General features: G+C 67.0%; 27 protein-coding genes and 3 pseudogenes. 17 read left to right on the forward strand and 13 right to left on the reverse strand.

Annotation, left to right across the window (positions count from 1 at the left end; genetic code table 11):
- Nucleotides 1–131: 131 nt before the first annotated feature.
- The 10 genes from KSED_RS03045 to KSED_RS03085 form a co-directional block, all read right to left on the reverse strand.
- Nucleotides 132–542 carry a sulfate permease gene (locus tag KSED_RS03045; RefSeq protein WP_237699555.1) on the reverse strand — a complete coding sequence of 137 codons (411 nt, stop codon included), beginning with the start codon at nucleotides 540–542 and terminating at the stop codon, nucleotides 132–134.
- Between the two features lie 152 nt (nucleotides 543–694).
- On the reverse strand, nucleotides 695–2,449 hold the full coding sequence (locus KSED_RS03050) for a ThiF family adenylyltransferase (protein ID WP_041290836.1): 1,755 nt from the start codon (nucleotides 2,447–2,449) through the stop codon (nucleotides 695–697).
- A complete protein-coding gene (locus tag KSED_RS03055) occupies nucleotides 2,446–3,438 on the reverse strand; it encodes an SMODS domain-containing nucleotidyltransferase (protein WP_012802113.1) in 993 nt (330 codons plus the stop codon). Before KSED_RS03055 ends, KSED_RS03050 begins: the two co-directional genes overlap by 4 nt.
- On the reverse strand, nucleotides 3,435–4,499 hold the full coding sequence (locus tag KSED_RS03060) for a CBASS cGAMP-activated phospholipase (RefSeq protein WP_237699556.1): 1,065 nt from the start codon (nucleotides 4,497–4,499) through the stop codon (nucleotides 3,435–3,437). The genes KSED_RS03055 and KSED_RS03060 overlap by 4 nt, the downstream gene beginning before the upstream one ends.
- Nucleotides 4,500–4,664: 165 nt before the next feature.
- The gene (locus tag KSED_RS03065; RefSeq protein ID WP_012802115.1) at nucleotides 4,665–4,934 is read right to left on the reverse strand and encodes a hypothetical protein; all 270 of its coding nucleotides are present in this window, start codon (nucleotides 4,932–4,934) and stop codon (nucleotides 4,665–4,667) included.
- Nucleotides 4,935–4,995: 61 nt separating this feature from the next.
- Nucleotides 4,996–5,151 carry a hypothetical protein gene (locus KSED_RS14835; protein ID WP_169307770.1) on the reverse strand — a complete coding sequence of 52 codons (156 nt, stop codon included), beginning with the start codon at nucleotides 5,149–5,151 and terminating at the stop codon, nucleotides 4,996–4,998.
- Nucleotides 5,152–5,237: 86 nt separating this feature from the next.
- Nucleotides 5,238–5,966 (reverse strand): FYVE zinc finger domain-containing protein, encoded by a 729-nt coding sequence (locus tag KSED_RS03070; RefSeq protein WP_143827333.1) that lies wholly within the window; start codon nucleotides 5,964–5,966, stop codon nucleotides 5,238–5,240.
- A 19-nt stretch (nucleotides 5,967–5,985) separates the two neighbouring features.
- On the reverse strand, nucleotides 5,986–6,390 hold the full coding sequence (locus KSED_RS03075) for a VOC family protein (RefSeq protein ID WP_012801583.1): 405 nt from the start codon (nucleotides 6,388–6,390) through the stop codon (nucleotides 5,986–5,988).
- Nucleotides 6,387–7,667: an IS256 family transposase gene (locus KSED_RS03080; RefSeq protein ID WP_012801582.1), complete on the reverse strand. Its 1,281-nt coding sequence runs from the start codon at nucleotides 7,665–7,667 to the stop codon at nucleotides 6,387–6,389. The genes KSED_RS03075 and KSED_RS03080 overlap by 4 nt, the downstream gene beginning before the upstream one ends.
- Before the next feature lie 96 nt (nucleotides 7,668–7,763).
- On the reverse strand, nucleotides 7,764–8,114 hold the full coding sequence (locus KSED_RS03085) for an ImmA/IrrE family metallo-endopeptidase (protein WP_012802118.1): 351 nt from the start codon (nucleotides 8,112–8,114) through the stop codon (nucleotides 7,764–7,766).
- Nucleotides 8,115–8,505: 391 nt separating this feature from the next.
- On the opposite strand from KSED_RS03085, the gene KSED_RS03090 reads away from it, so the two are divergent.
- Nucleotides 8,506–9,813 carry an ISL3 family transposase gene (locus KSED_RS03090; protein ID WP_012801976.1) on the forward strand — a complete coding sequence of 436 codons (1,308 nt, stop codon included), beginning with the start codon at nucleotides 8,506–8,508 and terminating at the stop codon, nucleotides 9,811–9,813.
- Here the strand turns inward: KSED_RS03090 and KSED_RS14480 are convergent.
- The 3 genes from KSED_RS14480 to mobF form a co-directional block, all read right to left on the reverse strand.
- Nucleotides 9,785–10,219, reverse strand: coding sequence for a hypothetical protein (locus KSED_RS14480; protein WP_143827334.1), 435 nt, complete (start codon nucleotides 10,217–10,219; stop codon nucleotides 9,785–9,787). The two genes, KSED_RS03090 and KSED_RS14480, sit on opposite strands and share 29 nt — an antisense overlap.
- Nucleotides 10,212–10,790 carry a sigma-70 family RNA polymerase sigma factor gene (locus KSED_RS15745; RefSeq protein ID WP_081439753.1) on the reverse strand — a complete coding sequence of 193 codons (579 nt, stop codon included), beginning with the start codon at nucleotides 10,788–10,790 and terminating at the stop codon, nucleotides 10,212–10,214. The genes KSED_RS14480 and KSED_RS15745 overlap by 8 nt, the downstream gene beginning before the upstream one ends.
- A 177-nt stretch (nucleotides 10,791–10,967) precedes the next feature.
- Nucleotides 10,968–14,507: a MobF family relaxase gene (mobF, locus tag KSED_RS03095; protein ID WP_041291157.1), complete on the reverse strand. Its 3,540-nt coding sequence runs from the start codon at nucleotides 14,505–14,507 to the stop codon at nucleotides 10,968–10,970.
- A 365-nt stretch (nucleotides 14,508–14,872) separates the two neighbouring features.
- On the opposite strand from mobF, the gene KSED_RS03100 reads away from it, so the two are divergent.
- From KSED_RS03100 to KSED_RS03170, 16 genes and pseudogenes are all read left to right on the forward strand, one after another.
- Nucleotides 14,873–15,595, forward strand: coding sequence for an SDR family NAD(P)-dependent oxidoreductase (locus KSED_RS03100; RefSeq protein WP_012802122.1), 723 nt, complete (start codon nucleotides 14,873–14,875; stop codon nucleotides 15,593–15,595).
- Between the two features lie 162 nt (nucleotides 15,596–15,757).
- Nucleotides 15,758–16,255 (forward strand): RNA polymerase sigma factor, encoded by a 498-nt coding sequence (locus tag KSED_RS03105; protein WP_012802123.1) that lies wholly within the window; start codon nucleotides 15,758–15,760, stop codon nucleotides 16,253–16,255.
- Nucleotides 16,252–16,896 carry a methylated-DNA--[protein]-cysteine S-methyltransferase gene (locus KSED_RS03110; protein ID WP_012802124.1) on the forward strand — a complete coding sequence of 215 codons (645 nt, stop codon included), beginning with the start codon at nucleotides 16,252–16,254 and terminating at the stop codon, nucleotides 16,894–16,896. The genes KSED_RS03105 and KSED_RS03110 overlap by 4 nt, the downstream gene beginning before the upstream one ends.
- Nucleotides 16,893–17,621, forward strand: coding sequence for a 2OG-Fe(II) oxygenase (locus tag KSED_RS03115; protein ID WP_012802125.1), 729 nt, complete (start codon nucleotides 16,893–16,895; stop codon nucleotides 17,619–17,621). The genes KSED_RS03110 and KSED_RS03115 overlap by 4 nt, the downstream gene beginning before the upstream one ends.
- 7 nt (nucleotides 17,622–17,628) lie before the next feature.
- Nucleotides 17,629–17,901, forward strand: a complete 273-nt coding sequence (locus KSED_RS03120) for an Ada metal-binding domain-containing protein (RefSeq protein ID WP_012802126.1) — start codon at nucleotides 17,629–17,631, stop codon at nucleotides 17,899–17,901.
- Entirely contained in the window at nucleotides 17,898–18,431 is a 534-nt protein-coding gene (locus KSED_RS03125; RefSeq protein ID WP_012802127.1) for a type 1 periplasmic-binding domain-containing protein, read from the forward strand. Before KSED_RS03120 ends, KSED_RS03125 begins: the two co-directional genes overlap by 4 nt.
- Nucleotides 18,428–19,099, forward strand: a complete 672-nt coding sequence (locus tag KSED_RS03130; protein ID WP_012802128.1) for an alpha-ketoglutarate-dependent dioxygenase AlkB family protein — start codon at nucleotides 18,428–18,430, stop codon at nucleotides 19,097–19,099. The genes KSED_RS03125 and KSED_RS03130 overlap by 4 nt, the downstream gene beginning before the upstream one ends.
- A 48-nt stretch (nucleotides 19,100–19,147) precedes the next feature.
- Nucleotides 19,148–19,783, forward strand: a complete 636-nt coding sequence (locus KSED_RS03135) for a DNA-3-methyladenine glycosylase I (protein WP_012802129.1) — start codon at nucleotides 19,148–19,150, stop codon at nucleotides 19,781–19,783.
- The gene (locus tag KSED_RS03140; protein ID WP_012802130.1) at nucleotides 19,780–20,640 is read left to right on the forward strand and encodes a DNA-3-methyladenine glycosylase family protein; all 861 of its coding nucleotides are present in this window, start codon (nucleotides 19,780–19,782) and stop codon (nucleotides 20,638–20,640) included. Before KSED_RS03135 ends, KSED_RS03140 begins: the two co-directional genes overlap by 4 nt.
- 245 nt (nucleotides 20,641–20,885) lie before the next feature.
- Nucleotides 20,886–21,722 carry an AraC family transcriptional regulator gene (locus tag KSED_RS03145; protein WP_012802131.1) on the forward strand — a complete coding sequence of 279 codons (837 nt, stop codon included), beginning with the start codon at nucleotides 20,886–20,888 and terminating at the stop codon, nucleotides 21,720–21,722.
- Between the two features lie 250 nt (nucleotides 21,723–21,972).
- Nucleotides 21,973–22,107: pseudogene (locus KSED_RS15225) on the forward strand (serine/arginine repetitive matrix protein 2); the annotation flags it as partial.
- Nucleotides 22,108–22,226: 119 nt separating this feature from the next.
- Complete coding sequence (locus KSED_RS03150) at nucleotides 22,227–23,474, forward strand: IS256 family transposase (RefSeq protein WP_012802133.1); 1,248 nt, start codon at nucleotides 22,227–22,229, stop codon at nucleotides 23,472–23,474.
- Nucleotides 23,475–23,531: 57 nt separating this feature from the next.
- Nucleotides 23,532–24,362, forward strand: a pseudogene (locus KSED_RS03155) (ImmA/IrrE family metallo-endopeptidase); the annotation flags it as partial.
- Entirely contained in the window at nucleotides 24,359–25,312 is a 954-nt protein-coding gene (locus tag KSED_RS03160; RefSeq protein WP_012802135.1) for a bifunctional DNA primase/polymerase, read from the forward strand. The pseudogene KSED_RS03155 and the gene KSED_RS03160, both read left to right, overlap by 4 nt.
- Nucleotides 25,309–25,876: pseudogene (locus KSED_RS03165) on the forward strand (DUF2637 domain-containing protein). The gene KSED_RS03160 and the pseudogene KSED_RS03165 overlap by 4 nt, the downstream one beginning before the upstream one ends.
- Complete coding sequence (locus KSED_RS03170; protein WP_041290838.1) at nucleotides 25,873–26,289, forward strand: hypothetical protein; 417 nt, start codon at nucleotides 25,873–25,875, stop codon at nucleotides 26,287–26,289. Before KSED_RS03165 ends, KSED_RS03170 begins: the two are co-directional and overlap by 4 nt.
- The last annotated feature ends 62 nt before the right edge of the window (nucleotides 26,290–26,351 follow it).

Consider the following 26,351-nt stretch of genomic DNA (forward strand, 5'->3'; position numbering starts at 1 on the left):
GAGCGACCGTGCTACTCAGGCTCAATTCTAGAGCGACCGGCGGGCGCGCGAAGGGACAACCAACGCACCGATAGGGCGTGCTGGTTGGCGGCCGGCCTCTGGACCGCCGCGAGCGTGACCCCGCACGCGGATCAAGTGAGGCCTGTCCCGGCGATGGCTACCGCGCCGCGACGTAGTAGTCGGGTTCCTCCTGGCGGAGTCCGGCTCAGGGTCTCGCGTGTTCGATCCCGGCGACGTGCACCAGCCTCTCGGATACGGGCGCGCGCCAGGAGGACGAGGCTGATCGGCCCCGTGATGATGAACTTCATCGCGTTCCACACCGACCAGAGCACGACCAGATGCAGCCAGCCTGGGGCACCCTGGTCGAGGGCGTTGGTGCAGATGCTCGCGATCAGCAGGTAGGGAACGGCAAGGAGCATCGCGGGGATGCCCCATCTCAGGTTGCGTCGACGTCGGATCGCGTCGAGCAGCCGGTTGGTGGGCATGTAGCGGCGCAGGTAGTAGCGGGTGTGGACGCTGAGCGTCCAGATCAGGCGGATCATGGCGGGCCTCTCGTCACACGTGTCTCTCCGTCGAGGAGGCAGTACGTGTATGAGCGCCCAAGCTGGCCGTCCCGAAGGACCCGCAATCGAGGAGGACCTGCCTCGGTCCCCACTTTACGCCCGAGTCCGGACAGACGTAAACCCGTGCTATCTCATCCGCGAGTGTCCGATGCCGCGGGAAGGAAGTGATGCCGTGGGCCGGTTGGTGCGTGTGGCAGGGCGATGAGGTGGGTTCCTGAAACGGGTGTCTCTGCCTGTTGGAGGTGCAGGCCGATCATGTTGACGAGTGTCGCGGCGACGGCGGCGAGGTCTGCGGCCGAGCCGTGGAACGTGGGTACGGAGCATCCTCTGGTGGGGGTCAGTTCGTCGCCTTCGGCTGCTTCCTCCCAGAGTGGGTGGTACAGCTCCAACCCGCCATCGGCCGTTACCGAGCGGCCTGCCTGGTCGTCAAGCTCAGACGGCGTACAGCTGTCACCGGACGCGCGGATGTTGGCGATACCGAGCGTTCCCGTCCTGGCGTCGGTGGCGACCTGGGCGATGAGTGCTGTGCGGTCTTCGCCGGCGAGGGTGTCGAGGTAGGTGGTGATGCTGTGGCTGACAGTGGCGTCGATGATGAGGTCCGCGGAGAGGGAGACGGCTGGGTCGGGGACGCTTCCCTCTGCGACGGTGACGGTCAGGTCGTCGCGGATCGCGCGGAGGCGTGTGGCGAGGGCGTCGGCCTTGGTCTGGCCGATGTCGGCTTCGGTGTAATTCTGTCGGACGAGGAGTCCGCCGGTGATGGTGCCGGGGTCGCAGACGGTGATGGCGCTGGCTCCGGCGCGTGCGATGAACTCGGCGAGCCATGAGCCCAGGCCACCGCAGCCCCATATGTGAACGGTCTTTCCTTGGAAGCCGTTGACGGGGCGGTTGTCGTCGCGCCGGGTTGTGACCTCTTGCCGTTCGTCGGACATGTTGCACCATTCGATGGGGATGTCGGCGTTGATGATGGCGGGGTCGAGGTTGACCGCGGTGCCGTGCTTCTTGGCGAGGCGCCGGAGGGCGTCGGCGGTAGTTGCGGGGAGGCGTCCGCCGAGAAGATGGTGCGGTCCGCCTGCGGGGTGCGGCACAGCGAGCACGAAGTACTGCTCGGTGCCGTCGGGGTTTCGTAGAGCACTGGCGAGGAGCGAGGTAAGGAACGCAGGCGACTGCGGTGAGACCTCTGGTGGTCGCCCTTCGGCGCGGTGAAGGTGCGGGTCGTCCAGGAGCGTCAGGAACAGCGCGAAGGTGGATGCCGCACCGAAGGGGAGGTCGCTCGCGAGGACAAAGACGGGTGTGCGGTGTCCTTCGCGATCGGTCGAGTAGGTGAGGTCGTAGCGGTGCGGTGAGCGGGCGACGAGCCGAGCTATCTGCTGCCGCTTCGGCGGCCCAGGTTCGCGGACGACGATGGTGGGGGTGTCCTCGGCGTGATGGAGCACTCCTCCGACAGCGTGGTACATCGCGGTCGAGGGATCGAATGCTCCGGCCGCGGCATCGGTGAGCCAGCCCCACAGTCGGCTGAGAAATCCGGCCATTCCGGCGGACGGCCGCCACTCGCGGGAGGGGTCGAGATAGATGCAGAGCCGCTGCCCTTGGAGGACGTGCGGGAAACCGAGGAAGCGTGTGTGGTCAACCTCGGCGCTCGGGGGCGCGAACAGCGAGGGGCGAATCTTGACGATGAACTCCTCGTCATCTCCAAGTTCCAGCCCGCCGGGGCGGTGAGGGATGTCGGCAGTGTGGAGGCGGAGTCGGAGGGTGGCGTCGCCGTCGGTGCCAACCTGGGGCTGCTGTGCTATCCGCACGTTGCGGGGGTGCCCCCTGGCGAGTGATCTCAGCTCGTCAACGAGATGCTTCTGCCAGGCCGACAGCGTGGCCCGATTGCGGCGGCTCATCCCGCGCGGCCAGACCGCCCCACGGTGGAAGCTGCCGCGGGCGCTGCTGCCGGGAACTTCGCACTGGATGAGGTGGCCGGGGCCTTGAAGCCGTCACCGAAGATGCCCTGCCACAGCTCGATGCTGCGCTCCTTGTTCTCCTCCTTGTACGCCTCCTCGATTTCGGCGGCGTGGACATGGATGCGGTCCCGGAAGTAGCTGTAGGTGGACTGCTCCCAGCGATGGTCGAAGGTGACCCCGGACCCGGACGGGTCTGGAATGGAGGGCTTGGTCGGGCGTGCCTGGAGCCAGGCGTCGAGGTCCTTGACGAGGTGCAGGAGGGTCGTGGGGACGTCGCTGTAGTAGCCGGGGTTGAGCAGCGTGCGCAGTTCGGTGACCTGCTCGCCGAGAAGTGTCGTCAGGAGGATGGACCGCGTGCCTGTGAAGGAGTTCTTGTGATCCCGCAGGTACTTCATGAGTCGGATGACCTTGCGGAGGTTGCCCTTCGCGAGCGCGTCCTTGTTCTTCATCCAGTCCGTGAAGCCCTGGGGGTCGGTCAACTCCCAGTCGTTGTCGTCGCGGTTGACGATGACTTCGCGGCCATCGGCGAGGTTCAGGTGCGGCACGATGTCCAGGTGCATGGAGTTCGCGTAGACGACTCGGACGCAACGGCACTTGCGTGAGTGCGGCATGTTGCCGTAGGTGCTGTGGCGGTGCAGAGCCGCGTAGACCTCCTCGATGTACTTCTTGGGGTCGTCGGACCAGTCCGTGTTCTCGCTCATGTCGAGCATGAAGTCGGCGTCGAACTCGTTGCTGCCCACCGGGTTGATGATGGTCTTGTGCGCCCACGAGCCCTGGGGCGTCTTGCCGAGGATCAGGTGTCCGATCTGCTCGTCGGCTTTCAACGCCTTGTAGACCGCTTCGACGCGCGAGTCGAGCGAGTCGAGTTTCACCTGGCCGAGGTTGACGGTGTCCTTGAGTAGGACGTTGAAGTAGTCGGTGAGCTTCATCGGGTGACCTCCGTGGTCGACGTGCTGGTCGGGTCGCCGCGGTGTCGGTCTCCGATCAACGGTGTGTAGTCGGCCGCGCGATGATCTGCGAACCGCGCGGTGTAGATGGGGCTGAGCTCGCGGCTCACGGACGCGGCGAGGCCGGCGACATCGCTCGGGTCTGCCGAGTCGAGTGCGTACAGTCCGCCCGGCACGAGAGCGTCGAACCTGGTGAAAGCGGCCTTGCCGATCAGATGCTCAGCGATGCCCTGTCCGCCACGGCTGCCGGCTGTGAGGATCAGTGGCGCGATCGGCTTCGCCCAGTTGAACAGCCCGCCGCGGTCGAGGCGCTTGGGGTGGTTCGTGAGTTGGTCGATGGTGCCGACGTTGAGCACCCTGATCGAGGCGAGCGGTACGTCGAGCATGCTCACGGCCTCGGCGATCGCGACGACAGAGGGGTTGTTCGCCCACACGCCCCCGTCGATGAGGCGGTGTCCATCGACACGCGCGGCAGGGAAGTAGAGCGGCGCCGCCGAGGTCGCCATTGCGATGTCCACCATCGGGATGCGCCAGTCTCGGGCGAGCCGTGCGTGGTGCGGCGTCTTGAAGATGTGCACGGAGCCTCGTTGCACGTCCCACGCCGGGATGACCAACCGCTTCGCGCTGTCTCCCAACAGCCCTTCGCCGAGCACCTTCGTCAAGGCGGTGCGCAGCGCATCACCGTCATAGATGGGTGCAGTGAGCTGACGAGCTCGCCGCCAAAGTCGCCGACGTGCGGCAGGGAAGACCGCCTCCACCAGTTCTTCGTAGTGCCCCACGATCTCGCTCGGGGTGAGACCAGCCCCCAACCCGAGCGCGACGATCCCACCCGCCGACGTCCCGGCGATCAAGTCGAACGAGTCCTTGATGCTCACGCCGAGGTCCTGCTCCAGCCGCGCCAGCACATGAGCGGTGAACAGTGCCTTGGCACCCCCTCCATCAAGGGCGAGAATCTGGAAACGATCGACGGATGGGGTGCTTGGCTCAATCGTCGTGGATGGATGGTCCTGCCGTCCGAGCGCGTCGGCCTGTCCGGCCGGCATCTCGCCTCCGGGGTCGGTCGAACTTGCAGGAACTACACCCATGTAACTATTCTACGCCGCCGCACCGACACCATCGAGGCGCGAGACGGAGCCGTACTGGTCGTACTCATGCCCTTGCTCGCCGAGCAGACGGCTCCGCAGGACCGGCTTGTTGGCTTCCCTCGCCTAGACATGCTTACGGAGCCAATCCCAAGCCTTCTGTGGGAGCCAGCCCGAGTAGCTGTCGCCCGAGATGTCAACGACGAGCACTCTGTCGGAGTCGTCCAGTGCGGGCTTGAGTCGGTCGAAGGCTTGACTCGGGCTGAGTGACGAGACGACGATCCAGGTCGAGTCGAGATAGTGCCACCAAGTGCCAAGCGCCTTGATTTTCTCGTAGAGATCATCGTACTTCTGTCCAGGTTTGTTGAGGTCATAACTGATGAGCAGTGTGCTCATGTTCATCTCCTGACGTGTAATGGGTTAGGCCGGCGACACCGAGGCGCCGCCGGTCAAGCGGCTACTTCTCGTTGCGGACGCCCTTGTGCTGGTTGGGGCTGCCGTTGAGAATCCGGCCAGTGCCGGTGTCGCGCTTGAACCATGTGGTGCCGCGCTTGAACTCGCTGCGACTCTTCACGGCACCGACGCGGTGTCCTCGTCCGGTGTTCTTAGCCATCTCCTTCACCTCCATTCCGACAGCCCAGGTCCGAGTCAGCGGGGGCTCTCACTGGGTAGTCGAGATAGGGCCGTGCGGAGTTAGCGTCAGGAGCGACAGTCCACGCAGAGGCCGTCGACGACGAGATGTGGCTGGAACTGGAGAAAGCACTCAGTGCAGACCACTTCACGCTTGGCGTCTCGCTCGCAGCGGCAATCGCCGCAACGAGGGCAGAACGGCTGGCCACAGTTCGAGCACGGGTACCCTCGCCGCTCGAACGTCGTCCCACAACATGAGCCAGTGAGCAGGGGACGGCTGTCGAAGTCGCGCTGGATGGGCGCATGGAACTGCTCAACATTCCAGAGGTCTAGGTCGCAGAACACGACGATGGCGCGCTTGTCGTCGCTGACGGCGTCGACGTAGAAGTCTGCTTGGGTACCCCAAGGGGTCCGCCAGGCTAGGCGTCGAGCAGTAGATGCTCCTGGTGTCAGGTTGAGCAGCGGGTGGCCTTCGGTGAGCTTCTGGTCTCGCCAAGGGAAGACGGTGGGCCAGCCTTGCTCGGGGTCGGGCTTGACGCTGGCGTGCGTGACGGTGCCGGTGTAGCGGTCGATGATGGCGATCGCCCCCAGGCCGGGCAGGTGCTTGGCGAGAGCGATCGCGCACACTGGTCGGCTTGCCTGAGTGGCGTTATAGAGGTCGATCAGGTGCTGTGCTCTGATCGGGCCGCTAGCAATGACCGCTGTTGCCGCAGACTCGGGTAGAAGCAAGCGTTGAGCGATCTGGTCGCAGACCGTTTCGAGAAGGCGGCCAGGCTCATCCTGGTGAGCAATCGTCAAGACCTGTGGATGACCGATTTCAGTCGTGTGCTATGAGTTCGACCTCGTAGCCGTCGTAGTTTGCGAGGTAGGCGGCGTAGCTGTCGGCTCCTCCGGCGTGGGGGTGCTTGTCGGCGAAGAGCAGGGTCCAACCGTTCGCATGGGCGGTGTCGGCGAATTCGTCGACCTTGGCGCGGTCCCCGGCATGGAAGGCGAGGTGGTTCAGCCCGGGACGCTGCCGGTCGTGTTCGCGACCGGTCAGGTCCGGTGATTCCTCGATGACGATGTAGGTGTCAGCGAGCCTCCAGCTTCGGCCGCCGGGCCAGTCCTGGAACGGTTGGTAGCCAAGCTCGCCGAGGAGCCAGCCCCAGTGGGTCGTGGCCCGGACGATGTCGGGGACCCACAGCTCCACGTGGTGCAAGGATCCGATCGGCGGGGTGGTCATGCTGCCCCCTGGGTGCGCTCGATGAGTTTGCCCTTCTCGAACACCGCACCGGCGCGGACGAGGGCGACCAAGTGCGGTGCGTTCACGGCGCGCCATCGGGTCTGGGCGGATTCGATGAGCTTGAACGCCATGGCGACCCCGGCGGCGCGGGAGCCGGGTCCCTTGGTCACGCGCTGCCGAAGTCGCACCGTGGCGAACGTAGATTCGATGGGGTTCGTGGTGCGCAGGTGGATCCAGTGCTCGGCGGGGTAGTCGTAGAACTCCAGCAGCACGTCAAGGTCGTCGGTGATCTTCGCGGCCGCCTTGGGCCACTTCTTCCCGTACTCGCTGGCGAACGCCCTCGCCCCTGACCGGGCGTGCTCCTTGTCTTCGGCCTGCCAGATCTCGGCGAGGGCCTTCTTCGCGCCCGGCTGCGCCGACTTCGGCAGCGCATTGAGCACGTTCGAGATTTTGTGAAACAAGCAACGCTGTTCGCGAGTGTCGGGGAACACCTGCCGCACGGCGGCCCAGAAGCCCAGCGCGCCGTCGCCGACGGCCAGGACTGGGTCTCTCATGCCGCGGCGTTTGCAATCCCGCAGCAGGTCAGCCCACGACTCGGTCGACTCCCGGTGCCCATCCTGTAGGGCGATCAGCTCCTTGTGGCCGTCCGCGCGCACACCGATCATCACCAGCAGGCACACCCTGTCCTGCTCCAGGCGCACCTTCAGGTGGATCCCGTCGACCCACACGTACACATAGTCGGCATCCGTCAGGGAGCGTTCGTTGAACGAGCGGGCCTCGTGCTGCCAGTCTTTGGTCAGTCGGGTGATCGTGGCCGCCGACAGCCCCGCCGACGAGCCGAGGAACTGCTCCAACGCCGGCGCGAAGTCGTTGGAAGACAGCCCGTGGAGGTAGAGCAGCGGCAGCACCTCCGTCACCTGCGGGGACTTGCGCGCCCAGGCGGGCAGGATCGCCGAGGCAAACCGCGCCCGCTCGCCCGTCGCTTCGTCGACGCGCTTGTCGTTGATGCGCGGCGCGGTCACCGGCACCGCACCCGAGGACGTCGTCACCTCCCTCGGCTGGTGGTACCCGTTGCGCACCACCAACCGGTGCCCGTCCTCGTCGACCTCGTGGGCGTGCGCCTCGATGTAGGCACCGACCTCGGCCTGCAACGCCGCCGCGAGCATCTGCCGTGCGCCGTCGCGCACGATCTCATCCAGCAGCGACCCACCGGCCGTGCCGGTGCCGTCGGTGCTGTCGTCGTTGGAGGTCTCGGCGTCGTGGACTACCTTGAGCATTGGGCGTACCTTCCCGTACCAGCGCGTCAACGCCGGTCCTGATCCAGAACTTCGATTCCGTGTAGATCATCCTCGGGAAGGTGCGCCCGCTTCACGTCACCCCGCCGAGGGCCATCCACAGGTTCTGATCATTCCTCCATCCTGGTCGGCGATCCAGTCATAGATGTCTGGAGCCCTCTCGGCGAGCCAGTGCCCGAGTTCGTGGGCGAGTGTGAAGTTCTCGCGCCGACTCCACGGCGTGGGTGCGTAGAGGATCACCCCGTCTTGGAGGAACGACACGCCATCACATGCGCCACCGTCGTCACGGGAACTGGCTAGGTGTTCGACAGCGCTGACGGTCAGGTCGAGGTCGGCGCGGAGGACGCTCGTCGGGTTCCCTGCGAAGCGGGCTCGCACATCATCCGTCAGCAGGGACAGTGCCTGATCAACGCAACCTTCCAGGTTCATACGCCTCTTACCCTCGGTCGGCTTGTTCGACAGAGGCGACAAGGGCGTCGAGCGAACGCAACAGTTGCTCTGTGTCGGGGTGCTCCCCGCGGTGCACGGTCGCAAGCATCCGGCTTTCGAGCGTCGCCGTAGCCACGGTGCGTGACACTCGGCGGGCCTGCGACCAGCGGTCAACGAGTTGTGCGAACAGAGGATGCGCGCGTACAGCGCCTACATGATCGGGCAGAGAAGACAGCGATGGGGCCGAGATCAGGTCGTCTACCGGTGCTCCGAAGATTTCAGGCTCTTCACAGATGACGGTGTAGAGGGCGCTGGCGCGTCGGTCCCGGGGTAGGCGTCGAGGTCTTCCGAAGATGGGGGTTCCTACGCCACCCACCGGGAAGACCTCGACGTGCCCGACGCTACCTTCACGCGCCCCGACCTGACTACCTTCGCCGGCCTGGACGACCTCGGCCTGGAGGTCACCGGCCAACGGCTCGAACCTGATCGTGCGGTGCTCGCCTGCCGAGTCGTCGAGCCGGGCGACTGGTGCCGCCGGTGTGGCTGCCAGGGCGTTGCGCGGGACACCGTGACCAGGGAACTGGCGCACGAGCCGTTTGGATGGCGCCCGACCACGCTGCTGCTCACCGTGCGCCGGTACCGGTGCCCCGAGTGCGGCCACGTATGGCGTCAGGACACCACCGCCGCTGCCGAGCCGCGGGCGAAGATCTCCCGCGCCGGCCTGCGGTGGGGCCTGGTCGCGATCGTGATCGGGCACCTGTCGATGGCCCGCGTCGCCGAGGGGCTCGCGGTCTCGTGGAACACCGCCAACGACGCCGTCCTGGCCGAAGGTCAACGGCTGCTGATCGACCGCCCGTCCCGCTTGGACGGGGTGAACGCGGTCGGGGTCGACGAGCACGTGTGGCGGCACACCAGGAAGGGCGACAAGTACGTCACCGTCATCATCGACCTCACCCCGGTCCGGGACGGTACCGGGCCCTCCCGCCTGCTGGACGTGGTCGAGGGCCGCAGCAAGAAGGCGTTCAAGGACTGGCTCGCGCAGCGGGACCAGGCCTGGCGCGACGGGATCGAGGTCGTCGCCATGGACGGGTTCGCCGGGTTCAAGACCGCCACCACCGAGGAACTGCCGGGCGCGGTCACTGTCATGGACCCGTTCCACGTCATCCGGTTGGCTGGCGACGCCCTGGATGAGTGCCGCCGCCGCGTTCAGCAGGAGTTGCACGGGCACCGCGGCCGCAAGGACGACCCGCTCTACTCGGCGCGCCGGACCCTGCACACCGGCGCCGACCTGCTCACCGACCGTCAACACGAGCGCCTCGACAAGCTGTTCACCGGGGACCGGCACGTCCAGGTCGAGTGCACCTGGGGCATCTACCAGCGCATGATCTCCGCCTACCGAGACCCCAACCGGGTCACCGGCCGCGTCGAGATGAGCTCGGTGATCGATGCCCTCGCCGACGGGGTGCCCCGACCGCTGGTCGAGCTGCGCAAGCTCGGCCGCACCCTGGCCAGACGCGTCTGCGATGTCCTGGCCTACTTCGAGCGACCCCGCACCAGCAACGGACCTACCGAGGCCGTGAATGGACGACTTGAGCATCTTCGCGGGCTGGCCCTCGGGTTCCGCAACCTCACCCACTACATCGCCCGAGCACTCCTCGAAGCTGGCGGATTCAGGCCCCGACTACACCCTCGTTTGTGAAGAGCCAGATTTCAGCGATTGCCTGAACGACGGCGGGAGATACATCCGTCGCTGTACGAGTCTCCCACCTGAACACGTCGCTCTTGTCGAACTCCCACCCTCGCTCACGCAGGCGTCCGGCAACGTCGCTCACGCTCAGTCGCACACGCTTTCTTACGCGAGACAATGCAGCGGAGTCGAGACGACATTCGCTGTCAGGGAGTAGACCGAGCATTGCTGCCACGGGGTCGTCTTCGAGCGCGGGCGCACCTTGGGCCGCAAGCCAGAGTGCGTCCGCGGTCTCAACGATGCCAGCGAGTTCTGTGCGCTCTCGATCGGTCAACTCAGCGTCACGCAGGATCAGTTCGCGCTCTTGCGGTCGTTCGAGCAGCTCGGCGACAAGCCTGTCGCGTTCATCGTTATTCATTGATCCCTTCCTCCCTTCTGCGCATTTCCTCTCGAAGGAGTGCTGGTGATCGTGTCGTCATCTGGCTCACACGTGCCGGAGTCACGCTTAGTTCCGTAGCCACCTCGGATCGCGGCCGTCCCAACGCCGTGGTCTCCCACACCGCCTTTCGATGGCGTTCGTCCAGTACCGAGAGACAGTCCCACGCGTGGCCAGCCCTTTCCTGTTGGTCAATGGCGTCAGCTACGTCTTCCCCGAGGTCGGAATCGTCGGCGCGATCATGGCTGGCCTCGACGAACTCGGGCCCGGCGTGCCGTACCTCGGCTGATCGGATTCGATCCAGTGCCTTTCGCTTCGCCGCGGTGACTAGGAATGCTTCCCAGTTCCGCACATTCTCCGGTGGCGATGCCATGATTGAGACGATCGCGTCGTGCACCGCGTCGTCCGCCTCAGACGCACGACCGGCCTCACGCAGCACTGAGGCCGCAACCTTGTGCATAGCGTCTCGATGACGGAGGTAGAGAGCACCGAGATCTGGCGGCATGTAGCTCATCGCTGCCGCCTCGGCCACTCGTCCCAGCGCCGGCACCATCGAGGCTGTCTCATCATCGGCCCCGTCCTCCTCACCTCGTAGTCGAGATAGCACCTGGCGCAGTTAGGCCACTCTGATGGGGACCGGGTTGCCCACTGACGATTGTCTCGCTTGGAGTCGAGTATGTGGCGTATCTACACGTGTCGGAGCGTGCCTGCGGCCCAGGTAGGGGTCGCATTACAGGCTCCGGGTGGGGGCAGCTTGCTCGACCGGTCGTCGCTCTGCGTCTCTCGGGCGCTCCTGAGCGATGTCACGTGCCCGTACGAGCGCACTTCTGGCGCGGGCGGCGTCGATCTTCTGCGCCGCGTTCTCCGGTGCCGGGCCGAGGGGTGTGTCGTCGGTTATGCCGTACCGGTCGCGGTAGGCGGCGACGGTGCGGGCGTGGCGTCGCCACGCCGCCGTCTTGCGCGGGTCGCGCGGCGGGTCACCGAGTGGCCGCGTCCAGGCTTCTCCGGCGTCGCGGGCAGTGTCGAGCACGGCGTCTGCGCGGGCCTCGATCAGCTCGCGCCGCTCATCGAGCGCTTGCCGCATATCGTCGGTCATCGGGCCGTCCGCGGAGGGGATCAGTCCGGCGATCAGCCGTGGCGCCTTATGGGTGCGGCCCGAGCCTGCCGGGCGGGCGGTGGCGCGAGCGACTCGGTAGTGCAGCACGGAGGCGATGTCGTCGGCGTCGGCGAACCCGCGCGCGGTGACCAGGCGCGGGAGCAAGGTGTCGAGATCGTGGTGGTTGGCCTCGGCGCGGCGCAGTTCCGCAGTGAGCGCGCCGAACGCCTCGGACTCGATCGTTGCGTCGGCCTGTTCGGCGGTGAGACCGGCGTTGCGGATGAGGATGGCCCAGCGGTCGTGTTGGGCTGCGGCGGCGATGGTCTCGTACTCGGCGGCGAGCTGGGCGATAGAGCCCCAGCGCTCCTGTTCGGCGGTGATGGTCTCGTGCGCGGACAGCTCGGCACCGACGTGTTGCAGTACCCCGTAGAGCACGGAATGTGCGGTGGCGTCGGGGTTGTCGCCGGGGTGCGGGTAGGCGTGCTCGTCGGCGCGGTCGAGGATCACGTAGGCACGGTTGGAGTGCTTGCCGCGGGTCATCGCGACGTAGAAGTTCTCCCGCGTGGTGGTCGGCTCCACCAGCACGTGCGCGGTGTCGACGGTGACGCCCTGCGCCCTATGCGCGGTGATTGCGTAGCCCAGATCGACGTGATCGGCCACGTAGGTAGTGGGGAGGACGATGGTGCCGCCGAACCGGCGGCCGGTCTTGCGGATCGTTACCGAGCCGTCGTCGCGGACGCCGGTGATGGTCCAGGTGTCCCCGTTGCGCACCCAGTCCTTACCGTTGCGGAGGCGGCGGTCGTTGCGGCGGGTGATGATCGTGTCCCCGATCCCCGCTGTGGTCCCGTCTGTGAGTTCTACCTCCTGGCCTGGTGTCAGGGTGCCGTCGAGGATCAGATCGGCGCGGGCGCGCTGGTTGAGGGCGCTCACGTCGTCGCGGGTCTCGGCGACCAGCACCGACACCAAACCTCGGTCTCGGTCGGTGCGCCAGGCGGTGTAGGCGGCGTCGGTCATCGCCTCGGCCTCGCCTTCGTGGATGCGGTCGTGGTCGAGGTAGGTGTCGATCACCTGGGTGCGGCCGTGCCGCAGTGCGAGGGAGGCGGTCTTCTCCCACTCGTGGGTGAAGCGGTGCACGTCGACCAGTTCGGGCGCCTCGTTCCGATCTCCGACGAGGAGCCCGAAGGCGCCGCCGGCATCCACGGATTGGAGCTGGCCGTAGTCGCCGACCAGCAGCACCTTCGCCCCGGCTCGTTCGGCCAGGTGGGTGATCCGGTCCAACGAGAGGGTTCCGGCGAGGGAGGCTTCGTCGATGATGACGAGCTGACCGGCCTCGAAGTCGGTGCCGTCGATGAGGTGGTTCTGCCACCACTTCGCGGTGTTCTCGCATCTGATCCCGAGGTCGTCAGCGAGCACCTGTGCCGCGACAGCGGACGGCGCCAACCCGACCACGGAGCCACTGCCGTGTTCCTTCTCCCACGCCCGTCGCAGGGCCGACATTGCCGTCGTCTTCCCCGCGCCAGCTGGGCCGACCAGCACATCGAGCATCCGGCCAGAGACCGCGATCTTCATGAGCACGTCTGTCTGATCCTCACCGAGCATTCGCCCCTCATGGTCAGGCTTGTTGGTGATCTTCTCTACGGTCGTCACGGGCACGGTGGGTGCGGTCAGGGTGCGGGACCGGTCGAGCAGCCGCTCTTCGGCGGCGAGCAGCAGCTCGGAGGAGAACACGGTCGAGTGCTTGGGCCTGAACACGCTCGTGCCGTCCCCCCGCCGGAACGTCGCCGGTGAAGTGGCGAGGTCGGGAGGCGTCAGCCGCAACGAGGCTTGCTCGGCGGCGTCGGCGACCATCGCAACCACGGCTTCCCGGTCGTGCATGGTGGCGAAGCGCCAGCCCATCGTCTGCCGGGACGCCTCGGCCATCAGGTTCCACCGCCGCCACGTGGACCGCTTCTCACCCACCACCTCGACCACCGTCTGCCCGAGTTCACCGATCGCGTCCAGGGGCACGTCATCGGCGCGCAGCAGCAACGGCTGGTCGTTGTCGGTGATCGTGCGCGCCCATCCAGTGGCGTCCTGGCCGAGCACGCCGGTGGCGCGCGTCCGCCAGTCGGAGGTGAGGTCGGCCAGCGACCGCACCGCCTTCTCCGGGCGTGTGGCAAGGGTTGCTTGGGCGCGCAGCTTGATGATCGTGGCTGTGGAGGGTTGGCGGCCGTGCCGGGCGACGTACTCGGCGATGAGTCTGTTCTTCTCGGCGTCGATGTGCCGGGCACGAGTGGAGAACTCCTGGACCAGCTCCTCCGGCACCGTGCTGATCGCCCATGCCGGGTTCCGGTCACGGCCCATGTCACGGGCCTCCCACTCGACGCCGAAGGTGCGGGTCATGTGATCGGCGAACACCGCTTCGTGCAGCTCCGAGAGCGCGACCACGGCGGCGTGCATCGGCCGCCCATCCAGAGACCGCCACTTGCCGTCGAACGCGGTCTGGACCTTGTTGGAGATGACGACGTGGGTGTGCAGATGGGGGTCGCCGGCGCGGGAGTCGAAGTGATCGAACGCCGTCGCCACGAAACCGGTGACATCGACCTGCGCAACGGCCCCGTCACCGGCGGTTGCGCCAGTACGGGTGGCTGCAACCTCGCGCTCCATGAACGCAACCACCTCCGCAACCGCCGCATGATGCGCCTCCCCGATCAACGCCTGCGTCCCGGCATCGGCAACCGCCCACAACGCCGAGGCCGACTTCGGGACCGAGAAGGTGAAATCGAACCCCGCCACCGCACGCCGCCTGCCGCGCTCGCTCTCCTCGGCCTCGATCCGCGCGACCGCCTCACCCTTCACGCCCGGACTCAGGTCCGGGTCAAGGTCGACGATCCGCGCCTCGATCTTTTCCGACACCGACCGGTAGGCGGGGAACGCATGCCCGAGCGGGTCGCCGGTGATCGGGTCACGGCCCATCCCCATCAAGAGCTGAAGCTGAGCCTCCGACACCCGATTACCCACCGCGAGCTGACCCTTGCCCAGCGAGGCGACCCCGGACCCCAGCCACTGGCCCCGAGGCGTGCCCGCCTCCAAGTAGTACCTCGTCAGCGGTGTGGACAGTTCACGGTCGCCGTCCGCGGCCGCGACGGTGCGCAGCAGGTACTTGTAGCCATCGCCCGCCGACATCACGCGCATCGAGACCGTCACCACGCCACCGCCTTTCGACGGACAGGTGAGCGGGCGACGACCGCGCGAATGCACCGTCAACCTAGGTTGACAAACCTCGACCTGCAAGACGCGTGGCAGGTTCGGGAAGTTCCGATCGTGGCAACTCTGAGGGTCGTCTGACGTCTGCTCAAGTGGGGCGACGTCACGGGCTCAGGTAGCGAGAGTCATGAAACAGAGGGAGTGCTCCTGCCGACATGACCGCGGCGGGTCAGAGTCCTGCCACGGACGTGAACTCTCCTTCAAGTCTCATCTCACGTTTCAGGGTCCTCCCACGACTACATGATGTGGGCGCATACGACGCGAGCACATCAAACAACGCATGAGGAGGAACCATGACCACAGTCTTGATCACCGGCGGGAACCGCGGCTTGGGTCGCGCCGTCGCCGAGGAACTTGTCGAGCGAGGTATGACCGTCGTCGTAGGCGCTCGTCAAGCGAGCGACGGTGTCGAGGCCGCGCGCCAGATCGGAGGCGGGGCGACCTCCGTTCAGCTCGACGTGACCGACCCAGCATCCATCGGTCAAGCAGCCGCCTGGATCCAGGAACACCACGGCCGACTGGACGTTCTGATCAACAACGCCGGTGTGCTTCCCGAAGCAACGAGCCAGTCGGCTGAGGCCGTGAACCTCGACCTGTTCCAGCAGACGTACGCCACCAATGTCTTCGGGCCCATTGCGGTGCTGGAGACGTTCCTTCCTGAACTGCGGAAGTCCTCGCAGGGGCGGATCGTGAACGTGTCGACCACGATGGGATCGCTCGCCGACCAGACCGACCCGAGCTCGGCCTACTACGGCATGATCGTGCCCGCCTACCAGAGTTCGAAGGCGGCCCTCAACAACATCACGATCGCACTCGCCAAGGCGCTGGCCGACACCTCGATCAAGGTCACCTCGGTTTGCCCAGGCTTCGTGCAGACCGACCTGACTCCCGTCAACCGGGAGCAGGCACCGTTAACGGCGACACAGGCCGCCGAAGTCGTCGTCGCCGCCGCCACCTTGCCCGACGACGCGCCCTCGGGCACCTTCATCGACAGCAACGGCACCGTTCCCTGGTGAGCATCGACGGTCGCCCAGGCCGCGCTCAGACCCGGGCGACCGCTCTCCATCCGCTTGACGGCCACCCAGTGGAGGTCAGCGGCGGAATCTCGTCGCCGTGAGCGACCCAAGACTGCTGGGCTCACGTTTCTCCCGGCATCTGCGTCTACCTTTGGGGTGAAGATGAAGTATCCGTTCGAGCAGGCCGTTAAGGAGCATGGACAGACCGTGCTTCGGGTGTGTCGCGCCGTACTCGGGCCAAACCTGGACGCAGAAGACGCCTGGTCGGAGACGTTCCTGGCCGCGTTGCAAGCGTGGCCAGAATTGCCCGAGGACACGAACGTTGAGGCGTGGCTGGTGCGTGTCGCTCACCGGAAGGCGATCGACATCCTACGAGCCCACGCACGCCATGCGATCCCCACCGGCGACCTCCCCGAACAGACTTCGTCGCTGGGTAACCCCGGCAGTGACGAGCACGGGGTATGGGCGGAGGTGGGCGCACTTCCGGAGCGACAGCGCCTCGCTGTCGCCTATCACTATCTCGGCGGGCTACCGCACGCTGAGACGGCCGCGCTGATCGGCGGCAGTACGGACGCGGTGCGTCGTGCGGCAGCCGACGGGATCAAGAGTTTGAGACAGACCTATCACGCGGGCGAGCACACGAAAGGAGCGTCCCGATGACCGACGTCACGCCAGTTGGGATCAGTCGTCCGACCGATGACGGCAAGGGAGCTGAGCACGCCGCCATCTTCCCGATTGAGCCCGACAAGATGGCCGACCTGCACACGCGACTGGCTGCACTCGCCAGTGAGCAAGGTCTGCTGGATGTCGCCTACCGCACGATCGATACTCCTATCGGCCCGCTGCTGCTGGCCGCGACTGAGAAGGGCCTCGTGCGCGTCGCCTTCGAGCGTGAAAACTTCGACACGGTGCTGGAGTCGCTGGCGCAGAAGATCAGCCCCCGCGTACTTGAGGCCCCCCGCCGTCTGGATGCAGTGGCTGCTGAGATCGACGAGTACTTCAACGGCAAGCGGCACGTCTTCGACTTGCCCCTCGACTATGCGATGTCCTCGGGGTTCCGCCAGATGGTGCAGCGCTACCTGCCGCACATCGGCTACGGGCACACGCAGTCATACAAGGAGGTCGCCGAACTCGTCGGCAGCCCGAAGGCTGTGCGCGCCGTCGGCACGGCATGCGCAACCAACCCGCTCCCGGTCGTCGTTCCCTGTCACCGTGTGCTGCGCGCCGACGGCAGCCTCGGCGGATACATCGGCGGTCTGGACGCGAAGACGGCGCTACTGACACTTGAGAAGGCAGCATGAACACGAAGACCGAATCGGATGTCTACGCGCAGCGCGTGGACTCCGGCGACTGGGAATCCATCACGGAGGAGGTCAACGAGTACGGCGGCGCACTGCTGCCGCAGTTGCTCACCCCGGCCGAGGCCGAGGAAATCCGCGACCTCTACGACGTCGACGACGCGTTCCGGCAGACGGTCAACATGGGGCGCGTGCGTTTCGGCGAGGGCCAGTACAAGTATTTCCACGCACCCTATCCGGAGCCGATCGAGCGCCTGAAGCAAGCCCTCTACCCGCATCTGCTGCCGATCGCTCGCGACTGGTGGGGCAAACTCGCCCGTGAAGCGATCTGGCCAGACACCCTGGACGAGTGGCTTCAGATGTGCCACGAGGCAGGGCAGGACAAGTCAACTGCGATCCTGCTGAAGTACGGCGAGAAGGACTGGAACGCGCTTCACCGCGATCTCTACGGGGATCTGGTGTTCCCCCTGCAGGTGGTCATCAACCTCAACAACCCCGGTGTGGATCACACTGGTGGGGAGTTCCTGCTGCTCGAACAGCGTCCCAGGGCACAGTCGCGAGGCTCTGCGTTCCTGCTACCCCGGGGCCACGGCTACGTGTTCACCACCCGCGACCGGCCCGTGGAGTCCAAGCGCGGCTGGTCCGCGGCTCCGGTTCGGCACGGTGTCTCCGCAATCCGTACGGGAGAACGGTTCACCCTCGCGCTGGTTTTCCACGACGCCGCGTGAGGGCGCGATGACCGAGAAGACCTACACACTGCTGGGCGCGGACCGCAAGCCGTACGAGAGCACGATTCCGGGCACGCTCGGCGGGCATCGCGACGGACGCATCTACGGACGCATGGACTGCCCGGCGGCACTGAGGGCGATCGCGAACGGCGGTTACGTGAAGAACCGGGTGTTCTTCGCCGATGAGACCGCCGCTATCGCCGCAGGCTTCCGCCCCTGCGGTGCGTGCCTGCCGGAGAAGTACGCCGCATGGAAACAGGCGCGAAAGGAGACCGGATGAGTTACAGTCCGCGCCTGTCCAGGCCCTCGATGGCGCATGACGTCGTGTTAGAGCCTGCGAGCGATGCAGAGATCGACGCGCTTGTCTGGCTGGCCTACCACCTCGGGGCACGGAACGTCGTGATCGGTCATGGCCGTGACGATGTCTCGTGCATGAACGCCGCCCGCTTCGCTCGCGATTGGGAAGCCGGTGGTGAGGCCGTGATGGTGCAGGTGCCATGGCGCGAGGAGGCGGCTTCGTGGCTACGGCAGGCGCGCAGGCTCGTCACTCCGGGGCCGGATCTGTGGGTTCTCGGCGGGGCCGCGACGGGGCTAGCGCAGATGACCCGCAGACTCGCATGGTCGACCTCATGGGAGCCGTGCCGCACATTGGTGCTCGGCACCAGGACCATGTCCGAGGCATTGCGCCTGGCGGGAGGCGGCGTGCTGGAAGGGGTGCGCGGCGCTCACTCGGACGGGGCGCTATGGCAGATCCGAGACGACAGCATGGAAGCGTTGCATCCTGCCGAGGTCGAGAGGAGCCAGCGTTGAGCACTCTGTTCGGAGACGACATGATCGACCGGCTGACGATCACATTGCCAGAGGGCGCGTACTACGTACCGGGTTGGCTCACGCTCGAACAGCAGCGCTGGATCGTCGCTCGCTTCCACGAGTGGACGAACGGCCCCGTCCCGATCCGGGCGGCGAAGGTCCGCGGGCATGAGATGAGCGTGCGTACCGTGTGCCTGGGCTGGCATTGGCGCCCCCACGCATACACCCGTGAGGCCGTCGATGTCAACGGCAACCGAGTGCTCGACTTCCCCGACTGGATGGTACGTCTCGGGCGTAAGGCGCTCGTCACTGCGACCGGCAACCCGTACGCGGGCGACGGCTACCTGCCCGATACGGCGCTGGTGAACTACTACGACGACGCGGCGCGGATGGGGATGCACCAGGATAGGGACGAACGCTCCGCTGCGCCGGTGGTGTCGCTATCGATTGGGGACACTTGCCGGTTCCGGTTCGGCAACACCGAGACCCGTAACAAGCCCTATCAAGACGTCAATCTCGCTTCCGGCGACCTGTTCGTCTTCGGCGGCCCCTCGCGGCTGGCCTATCACGGCATCCCGAAGGTCTATCCCGACACCGCCCCGGAAGGCTGCGGGCTGGCAGATGGGCGGATCAACATCACCATGCGCGTCACCGGACTCGACGGCTGACGAAGCAGACAGATACCAGCCGATTCACATGGAGCGAAGGAACAGCGATTGAGCGCATCCACCCCCACAGGACCCAGCGGCGCTGCCGAAGACCTCGGCATCGTCGTCGGCGACGACGGCCTGGCCCGCCCTGCGTGGGCAAGCATCGACCCGATGCTGCGCGACTACTACGACACCGAATGGGGCATGCCCGTCCGCGACGAGCAGGGCATGTACGAGCGCATCAGCCTCGAAGCGTTCCAAGCGGGGCTGTCGTGGGCGACCATCCTGCGCAAACGTTCCGCGTTCCGCGCCGCTTTTGACGACTTCGATCCCGAACAGGTCGCCCGCTACGGGGCGGTGGAGATTGAGCGACTCATGGCTGATGCGGGCATCGTACGCAATCAGGCGAAGATCCACGCCGCGATCACCAACGCGAACGCGACCATCCGGCTCCGCGAGAAGGGTGGGCTGGCCGAGTTCGTGTGGTCGTTCCAACCCACCGAAACGCCGGCGCCCCGGACCTTCGCGGAGATTCCTACGAAATCACCTGAATCGCTCGCCTTGTCCAAGGCCCTGCGCAAAGAAGGATTCGCGTTCGTTGGCCCCACGACGATGTACGCGCTGATGGAAGCGATCGGGATCATCGACACCCACCTCATCCGCTCGCACCGGCGCAGCTCTTCCGGCGTCTGGCCCGCATGAGTGCTGTCTCCCGGACCAGAATCGACGCGAACGGCCCCTTTGACCGAGTCGCGGCCCTCGGCACGCTCACCGCGCACGCCGTGGACGGCCTGCACCGGCTCGACCCCGACACGACAGAACTGACGCGATGGGTCGACGTGCATGGCGACCCGCAGCTGGTCACTGTCTGTCTCGATCCGGGCGGGGCGACAGTGTCGACGGCAACTCGCGATGCGGGCGTGAGCGACGAGATCGCCGCACGGGTGCAGCACTGGTTCGACCTCGACACCGACCTGACACCCGTCAATGCCCGTCTGGGTGCGGACCCGGTGCTCGCCGGGCAGGTCCGGTCGCGGCCAGGCATAAGGATCACACGCTTCCATGCCCCATTCGAGGCAGTCATCCTCACTGTCCTCGGCCAGCAAGTCTCCCTTGCCGCCGGACGCCTGTTCGCAGCACGGCTCATCGCCGCCTACGGAGACGACGCGGCCCCGGTCCGTCAAGAACCCGGCCTCCGAGTGTTTCCTACGCCGGTGGCCCTCACCGCGGTGCCCGTGGAGGAATTGCGTGCCGTGATCGGGCTCACCGGAACCCGTGCACGCACCGTGCACGCGGTAGCAGCGCACTTCGCCGAAACTGCCAGGGATGCTTCGCTGCCAGCGAGAGCAGAATTGCACGCCGTCCACGGGATTGGTCCTTGGACGCTGGACTACCTCGCGATCCGCGCGAGCACCGACGCTGACGCGTTCCCCGCGACCGACGCCGTGCTGCGCCGCACACTCGCAGCCATCAGCCCAGACACCGGCCCCGAGCGTGCCGCCTCCTGGAGTCCGTATCGCAGTTACGCGGCGTCACGACTCTGGGCACACACTCTCTGAATCCGAATCTCACGTTCACCACTGCCTGGGCGACTACCAGGTGAGGCCGAGACGCGGCCCGAAGGTAGACGACGATGCTAACCACCAACGTTCGGCAGAACCGACGCGTCCAGAGTTGGGATGATCTCCCTGCGCGCGTAGCGGGCTGAGCCTTGGCGGACCGTGAAGCGAATGGCCCGAGACCACTGCAGGGTTGGGAGCCATTGATCGCGAGGACGCGGACGGTCCATTCACCGGTCGGCCCGGTGGCGTACGACTGCGTGAAGGTGATCGTCGTCAGGTCGGGCTCGGCGATTCTGTTCAGCGAGTTCGGGCAGAGGCCCGTCAACGTCGGCGACGCGGTGATTCTCGGGGCAAACGTGCTGTGCGGCTCGGAGCCCGAGGGGCATATCACCGTCACCACCATCTACCTGGACACCGACTACGTGATCGACCAGGTGTTCTGGCAGCACGCCGGGTTGTTGCAGGACCGGCTCGAAGCCCATTGGCTCGCCGAGACCGTCTACTCGGAGCCCGCACAGATACTCCGCCTCGGCGAGGAGCGCGCCGGGATGCTGATGCCGTGGCTGGATGAGCTGGTCGACCGCAGCATCGACGGTGACTTCGCCCGGAGCTTCTATCGGATGCAGGCGGTGTGGTTCAGCATCGCCCACGTGATCGCCCCGTTCGTGAAGGTCTCCCCGGTGCGGATATCGGCGTCGCAGCGTGCCCACATCCGGCCCACGCTGCCACGGCATCGCCAGTTCGCGCCGTTGCGTGCCGAGGCTCGCCGGGCCGCTGAGCTGCTGCACCGGGCGCCGGAAGAACACTGGACCCTCGACGCGCTGGCCGCGCGGGTGCATCTGTCGCCCTCGCAGCTCAGCCGGGTGTTCACCGACGCCTACGGCAAGACCCCGCTGGCGTATCTGACCATGCTGCGGGCCGAGCACCTTGCCAAGTCGTTGCGGGAGACCGATCTGCCGATTGAGACCGCGATGCGGGAGGTCGGCTGGCGCAGCCGCGGGCATGCCGCCCAGCAGTTCCGCAAGTACGTCGGTCTCACCCCCACCCGGTACCGGCAGTTGACCCTTCGCGCGAGCTGAACGCCGCTCCCGATCTGAGCATCACGAGCGGGATATCGGAAGCATCCCGGCACCGAACCCCACGGATCACGAGATTGCCGGTAGGCCGGTATGTCCTACGTCAGGCGCACCACGAGTTCTCCTGACGGCCAACCTACCGACCTCGTAGTCCGCTGACCGTCTCGACATACCTGCTGGTTCTCCTGGCGCACCTCGTTGGTGCACCGCCGCCCTCTCCTGGGCGGTCTACGCCGGGAGGAGGCCAGAGCAGATGGCAACGAGGCAGGAGGCCCGCCAAGCGCGGGAAGCGAAGCTCAACGAGCTGCACGCGCGCCTGACCGGCGCGGTCGAACAGCTCGTTTCCGGACCGGATTGGGTTCGTGCTCTGGCGTTCGCGGCCCGGTTCAGTTGAGTCCCGCATAGTGGTGTAGCGCGGTGGCCCCGTGATCGTCCCGGACATGGACGCGGTCACCGTGTGATCCTTCGAGTCAACCTTCCACAGAATCCTCGAACGGAGTCATCACGATGACCGCACCCCACATTGTGGACCCTGCCGGCCTGCTGGGCGAAGCCCTGGCCGAGGCGTCCCCGGACTTGATGCGCCACCTGCTGCAGGAAGTGATCAACGCCCTGCTGTCGGCAGACGCCGACGCGGTGGTCGGCGCCGAGTACGGCCGCCCCAGCCAGACCCGCACCGCCCAACGCAACGGGTACCGCCACCGGGACCTGGACACCCGGGTCGGCACGATCGACGTGGCCGTCCCGAAGCTCCGCACCGGGACCTACTTCCCCCAGTGGCTCCTGGAGCGCCGCAAGCGGGCCGAGTCGGCCCTGATCACCGTCGTGGCCGACTGCTACCTCGCCGGAGTGAGCACTCGACGGATGGACAAACTGGTCAAGACACTGGGGATCGACAGCCTGTCGAAGTCGCAGGTCTCCCGAATGGCCGCCGAGCTCGACGAGCACGTCGAGGAGTTCCGCCACCGCCCCCTGGACACCGCCGGCCCCTGGACCTTCATATCGGCTGACGCGCTGACGATGAAGGTCCGTGAAGGCGGCAGAGTCATCAACACCGTCGCTCTGATCGCCACCGGTGTGAACAACGACGGTCGCCGGGAGGTCCTGGGCCTTCGCGTGGCCACCGGGGAGACCCACTCGGCGTGGAACGAGTTCTTCGCCGATCTCGTCGCCCGCGGCCTGACCGGTGTCCAGCTGGTCACCTCTGATGCCCACGTCGGTCTGGTCGAGGCGCTGCGGGCGAACCTGCCCGGCGCTACCTGGCAGCGATGCCGCACCCACTACGCCGCCAACCTCATGGCCACCTGCCCCAAGAGCATGTGGCCGGCGGTCAAGGCCATGCTGCATAGCGTGTACGACCAGCCCGACGCCCCCGCAGTCGAGGCCCAGTTCGACCGACTGCTGGACTACGTCGCCGAGAAGCTCCCGGACGTGCACGACCACCTGGACGCTGCCCGGGCAGACATCCTGGCCTTCACCGCCTTCCCCAAGGACGTGTGGTCCCAGATCTGGTCGAACAACCCCGCCGAACGGCTCAACCGGGAGATCCGCCGCCGCACCGACAGCGTGGGGATCTTTCCCAACCGGGCCGCCGTTGTCCGCCTCGTCGGAGCCGTCCTGGCCGAACAAACCGACGAATGGGCCGAGGGCCGCCGCTACATGGGCCTGGACCTCCTGGCCCGCTGCCGCCTGCACCTCGTCACCACCCCCGAGGAGACCACCACGACCACCACCCTGCCCGCCCTCACCGCCTAAACCACCAACCCCACGACCCGAAGGATGCCGCTACACCACTCCACGGGACTTGACCCCCGGTTCAGGTCGAGGAGCTTCAACAACACCCTGTTGATCTGGGTAGCCCACGAGGAAGCGTTCGAGCAGGGCCGGGTTCCGAAGCCGTTCCCGTCGTACGTGGCCGGCTACAAGCAGTGGCAGGCTCTCGGCCGGCAGGTGGAGAAGGGCCAGCCCGGCTACCAGATTCTCGCTCCCGTGACCGGCAGGTTCGCCTCCGCCAACCCTGCGGATGCGGAGTCGTGGCGCCGTCTCGGGAAGGGCGAGAAACCACGGGCCGGTGAAGTAGTGCGCTCCAAGATGGTCGGCGTCCGTCCGGCCATGATTCACGGCGCCAACGGCGTCACCGATTACACCGCGAGGACGGTGGCGGTCCGGGAGAACATGGACCCCGCCGCGCAGGTGAAGACGCTCGCCCACGAACTGGGTCACGTTCTGCTCCACGGCCCCGACAGCGACGAGGCGCGTCAGCATCGTGGCATCGGGGAGGTCGAGGCGGAGTCGGTCGCGTTGATTTTTGGCGCAGCCCATGGCATGGACACTTCCGGCTACACGATCCCCTACGTTTCCACGTGGGCCGCGCGGGTGGATGGCAAAGAGCCCGGCGAGATCGTCAAGGCCACCGGGGAGCGGGTCCGCAAGACGGCACTGTCGATCCTGGACAGGCTCGACACCGCGCAGGTGGCCGACGGCGCCCCGCCCGGCCTGGACCGCGACGCACCACAGCGCGAGGAGCATTCCCGCACGCAGCCGACCCACGATGCCCTGGCGCCGGGCCGGGTCACTCCGCTGCCCGAGCCCGAGCCCCGAACGGTCACCGCGTCCGCGACGACCCAGGCGAGGGCATTGTGACGGCCGCGGTTGACGCTGTCGCCAGCGTGCTCGGACGCGCCGCCGGCCCGCGGCCGGTCTCGGTGGTGGCGCGGGAACTGGCCGCCGTCGGGGTGCCGGTGTTCCCGTGTCTGTCCGGCGGCAAGCGTCCCCTGACGACGCATGGTTTCCACGACGCCACCACCGACCTCGAACGGATCACGGCGTGGTGGCGTGAGCATCCGGAAGCGAACCTCGCCGTGCCCACCGGCGCGGCGTCCGGGGTGGTGGTGGTCGATGTCGACGTGCACGGGCCCGTCGACGGATACCGGGCGTTCGAGCGCGCTCACCGTGCGGGGCTGGTGTCGGGGTGGTGGCAGCTTCTCGTGGCGACGCCCTCGGCTGGGATGCACGCCTACTACCCGGCAACCCCAGATCGGGAACAGCGGTCGTGGCAGGCCGCGCGCGCTGGGATCGACTTCCGTGGTGACGGTGGGTACATCGTCGTCCCACCCTCGACCGTGTCCACCGGCGGCAAGAGCGCCGGCTACCGGGTGCGGCGGACCAACAGCGGGGCGTCGTCGGTGCTCGACTCCGACCAGCTGCGAGAGTTCCTCGATCCCCGTCCCACGCCCGCCGGCAGATCGGGCCGGAAGGTGGAACGGTCAGCGGATGTGTCGCGCCTGGCGGCGTGGGTCGCCGGCCGCGGCGAAGGAGAACGGAACCGAGGCCTGTTCTGGGCCGCCTGCCGCCTCGCAGAGAGCAACATCCCCGCGCCGGAAGCGCTGGAGGTGCTCGCGGCCGCAGCCACGCAGGCGGGGCTGGGTGAGCGAGAGATCACCGCGACCGTCCGCTCCGCCTACCGCACCATCATCCGACCCCGCCCCCAGACCTCCTCGCGGGTACAGGACGGCTCCTCGCCGGCAACGGACGGTTGGTTCAGTCGAGAGGCGACTGTGCGGCCATCCCCTCCGGTGCGGGGGCTGTCATGACCGTTCATGCCAGCACCGGGCAGAGGAGCCGGCGCTGGGCGGTGGTCACCGCGGTGGCCGGGACCGTGTTCATCGCCGCCGGTGCGTTCTGGCTCTCGTTCACCGCGCTGGCCGATCTCGCTGCTCGCTCCGGGGTTGGCGGCTCGCAGGCGTGGGCGTGGCCGCTGATCGTCGACGGCATCATCGTCGTCGCTACCGTCGCCGTCGTGGCCATGGCCGGTCAGCGGTCGGCGTGGTACCCGTGGGCACTACTGATCGGCGGCGCTGCCGTGTCGGTGACCGCCAACGCGCTCCACGCCGTCGTGGCCGCGGATGCCGATGTGCCCGGGGTGCTGGCTGCGGCCGTCGCCGCGGTGCCACCGGTGGTGCTGCTGGCGATCACCCACCTGACCGTCATCCTCACCCGACCACAACGGCTCACCGATGCGTCCGTGTCCCGCGACGACGCCGTGGTCGAACAAGAAGATCGCCCGGGAACTCGGCGTGCATCCCTCCACGGTGGGCCGTTGGTTCACCGCGGCGCGCCTTCCCGACAGCACCGATGTCGAGGAGGCGACCCCATGAGTTCTGAACACGACCACGATCCGCGGCGGCCCAAAGCCGACGAGCGGGTACCCGAGCAGGACTCCGCGCGCACGGCGGCGGAGTCTGTCGAGAAGAGCGAGGCATCAGACGCGGTCCGGGCAGCACGAGCCTCGCACCGACGCGGAACCGAACGGCAGACACCAGCGGCGGAGACGAGGCGCGCGCGGGGTGTGGAGTGGGTACGGCCCACGGACCTCATCGCCCGCCACGGGGCGGCCCTCGCCGGCCGCGGCATCGACTTCGAGGTCGAGCTGGCCCGCCGCACCCGCACCCCGATCGCCACTGGGGCCCAGCAGCTGGGTGAGCGGGCACGCCGGCTGCCGCCCCTGTCGGCATTCGGTCGCAGCAGCACCGCCCAGGCCGCCCCGTCACCGCGGGTCGGCATGAGCTGAGCGGGTGGTGACAGGCGATGCCGATGCGAGCGGACACGGGGCGTGGGGGCGGGGTGTGCACC

Origin of the sequence: Kytococcus sedentarius DSM 20547 (assembly GCF_000023925.1) — a bacterium.
GTDB lineage: Bacteria > Actinomycetota > Actinomycetes > Actinomycetales > Dermatophilaceae > Kytococcus > Kytococcus sedentarius.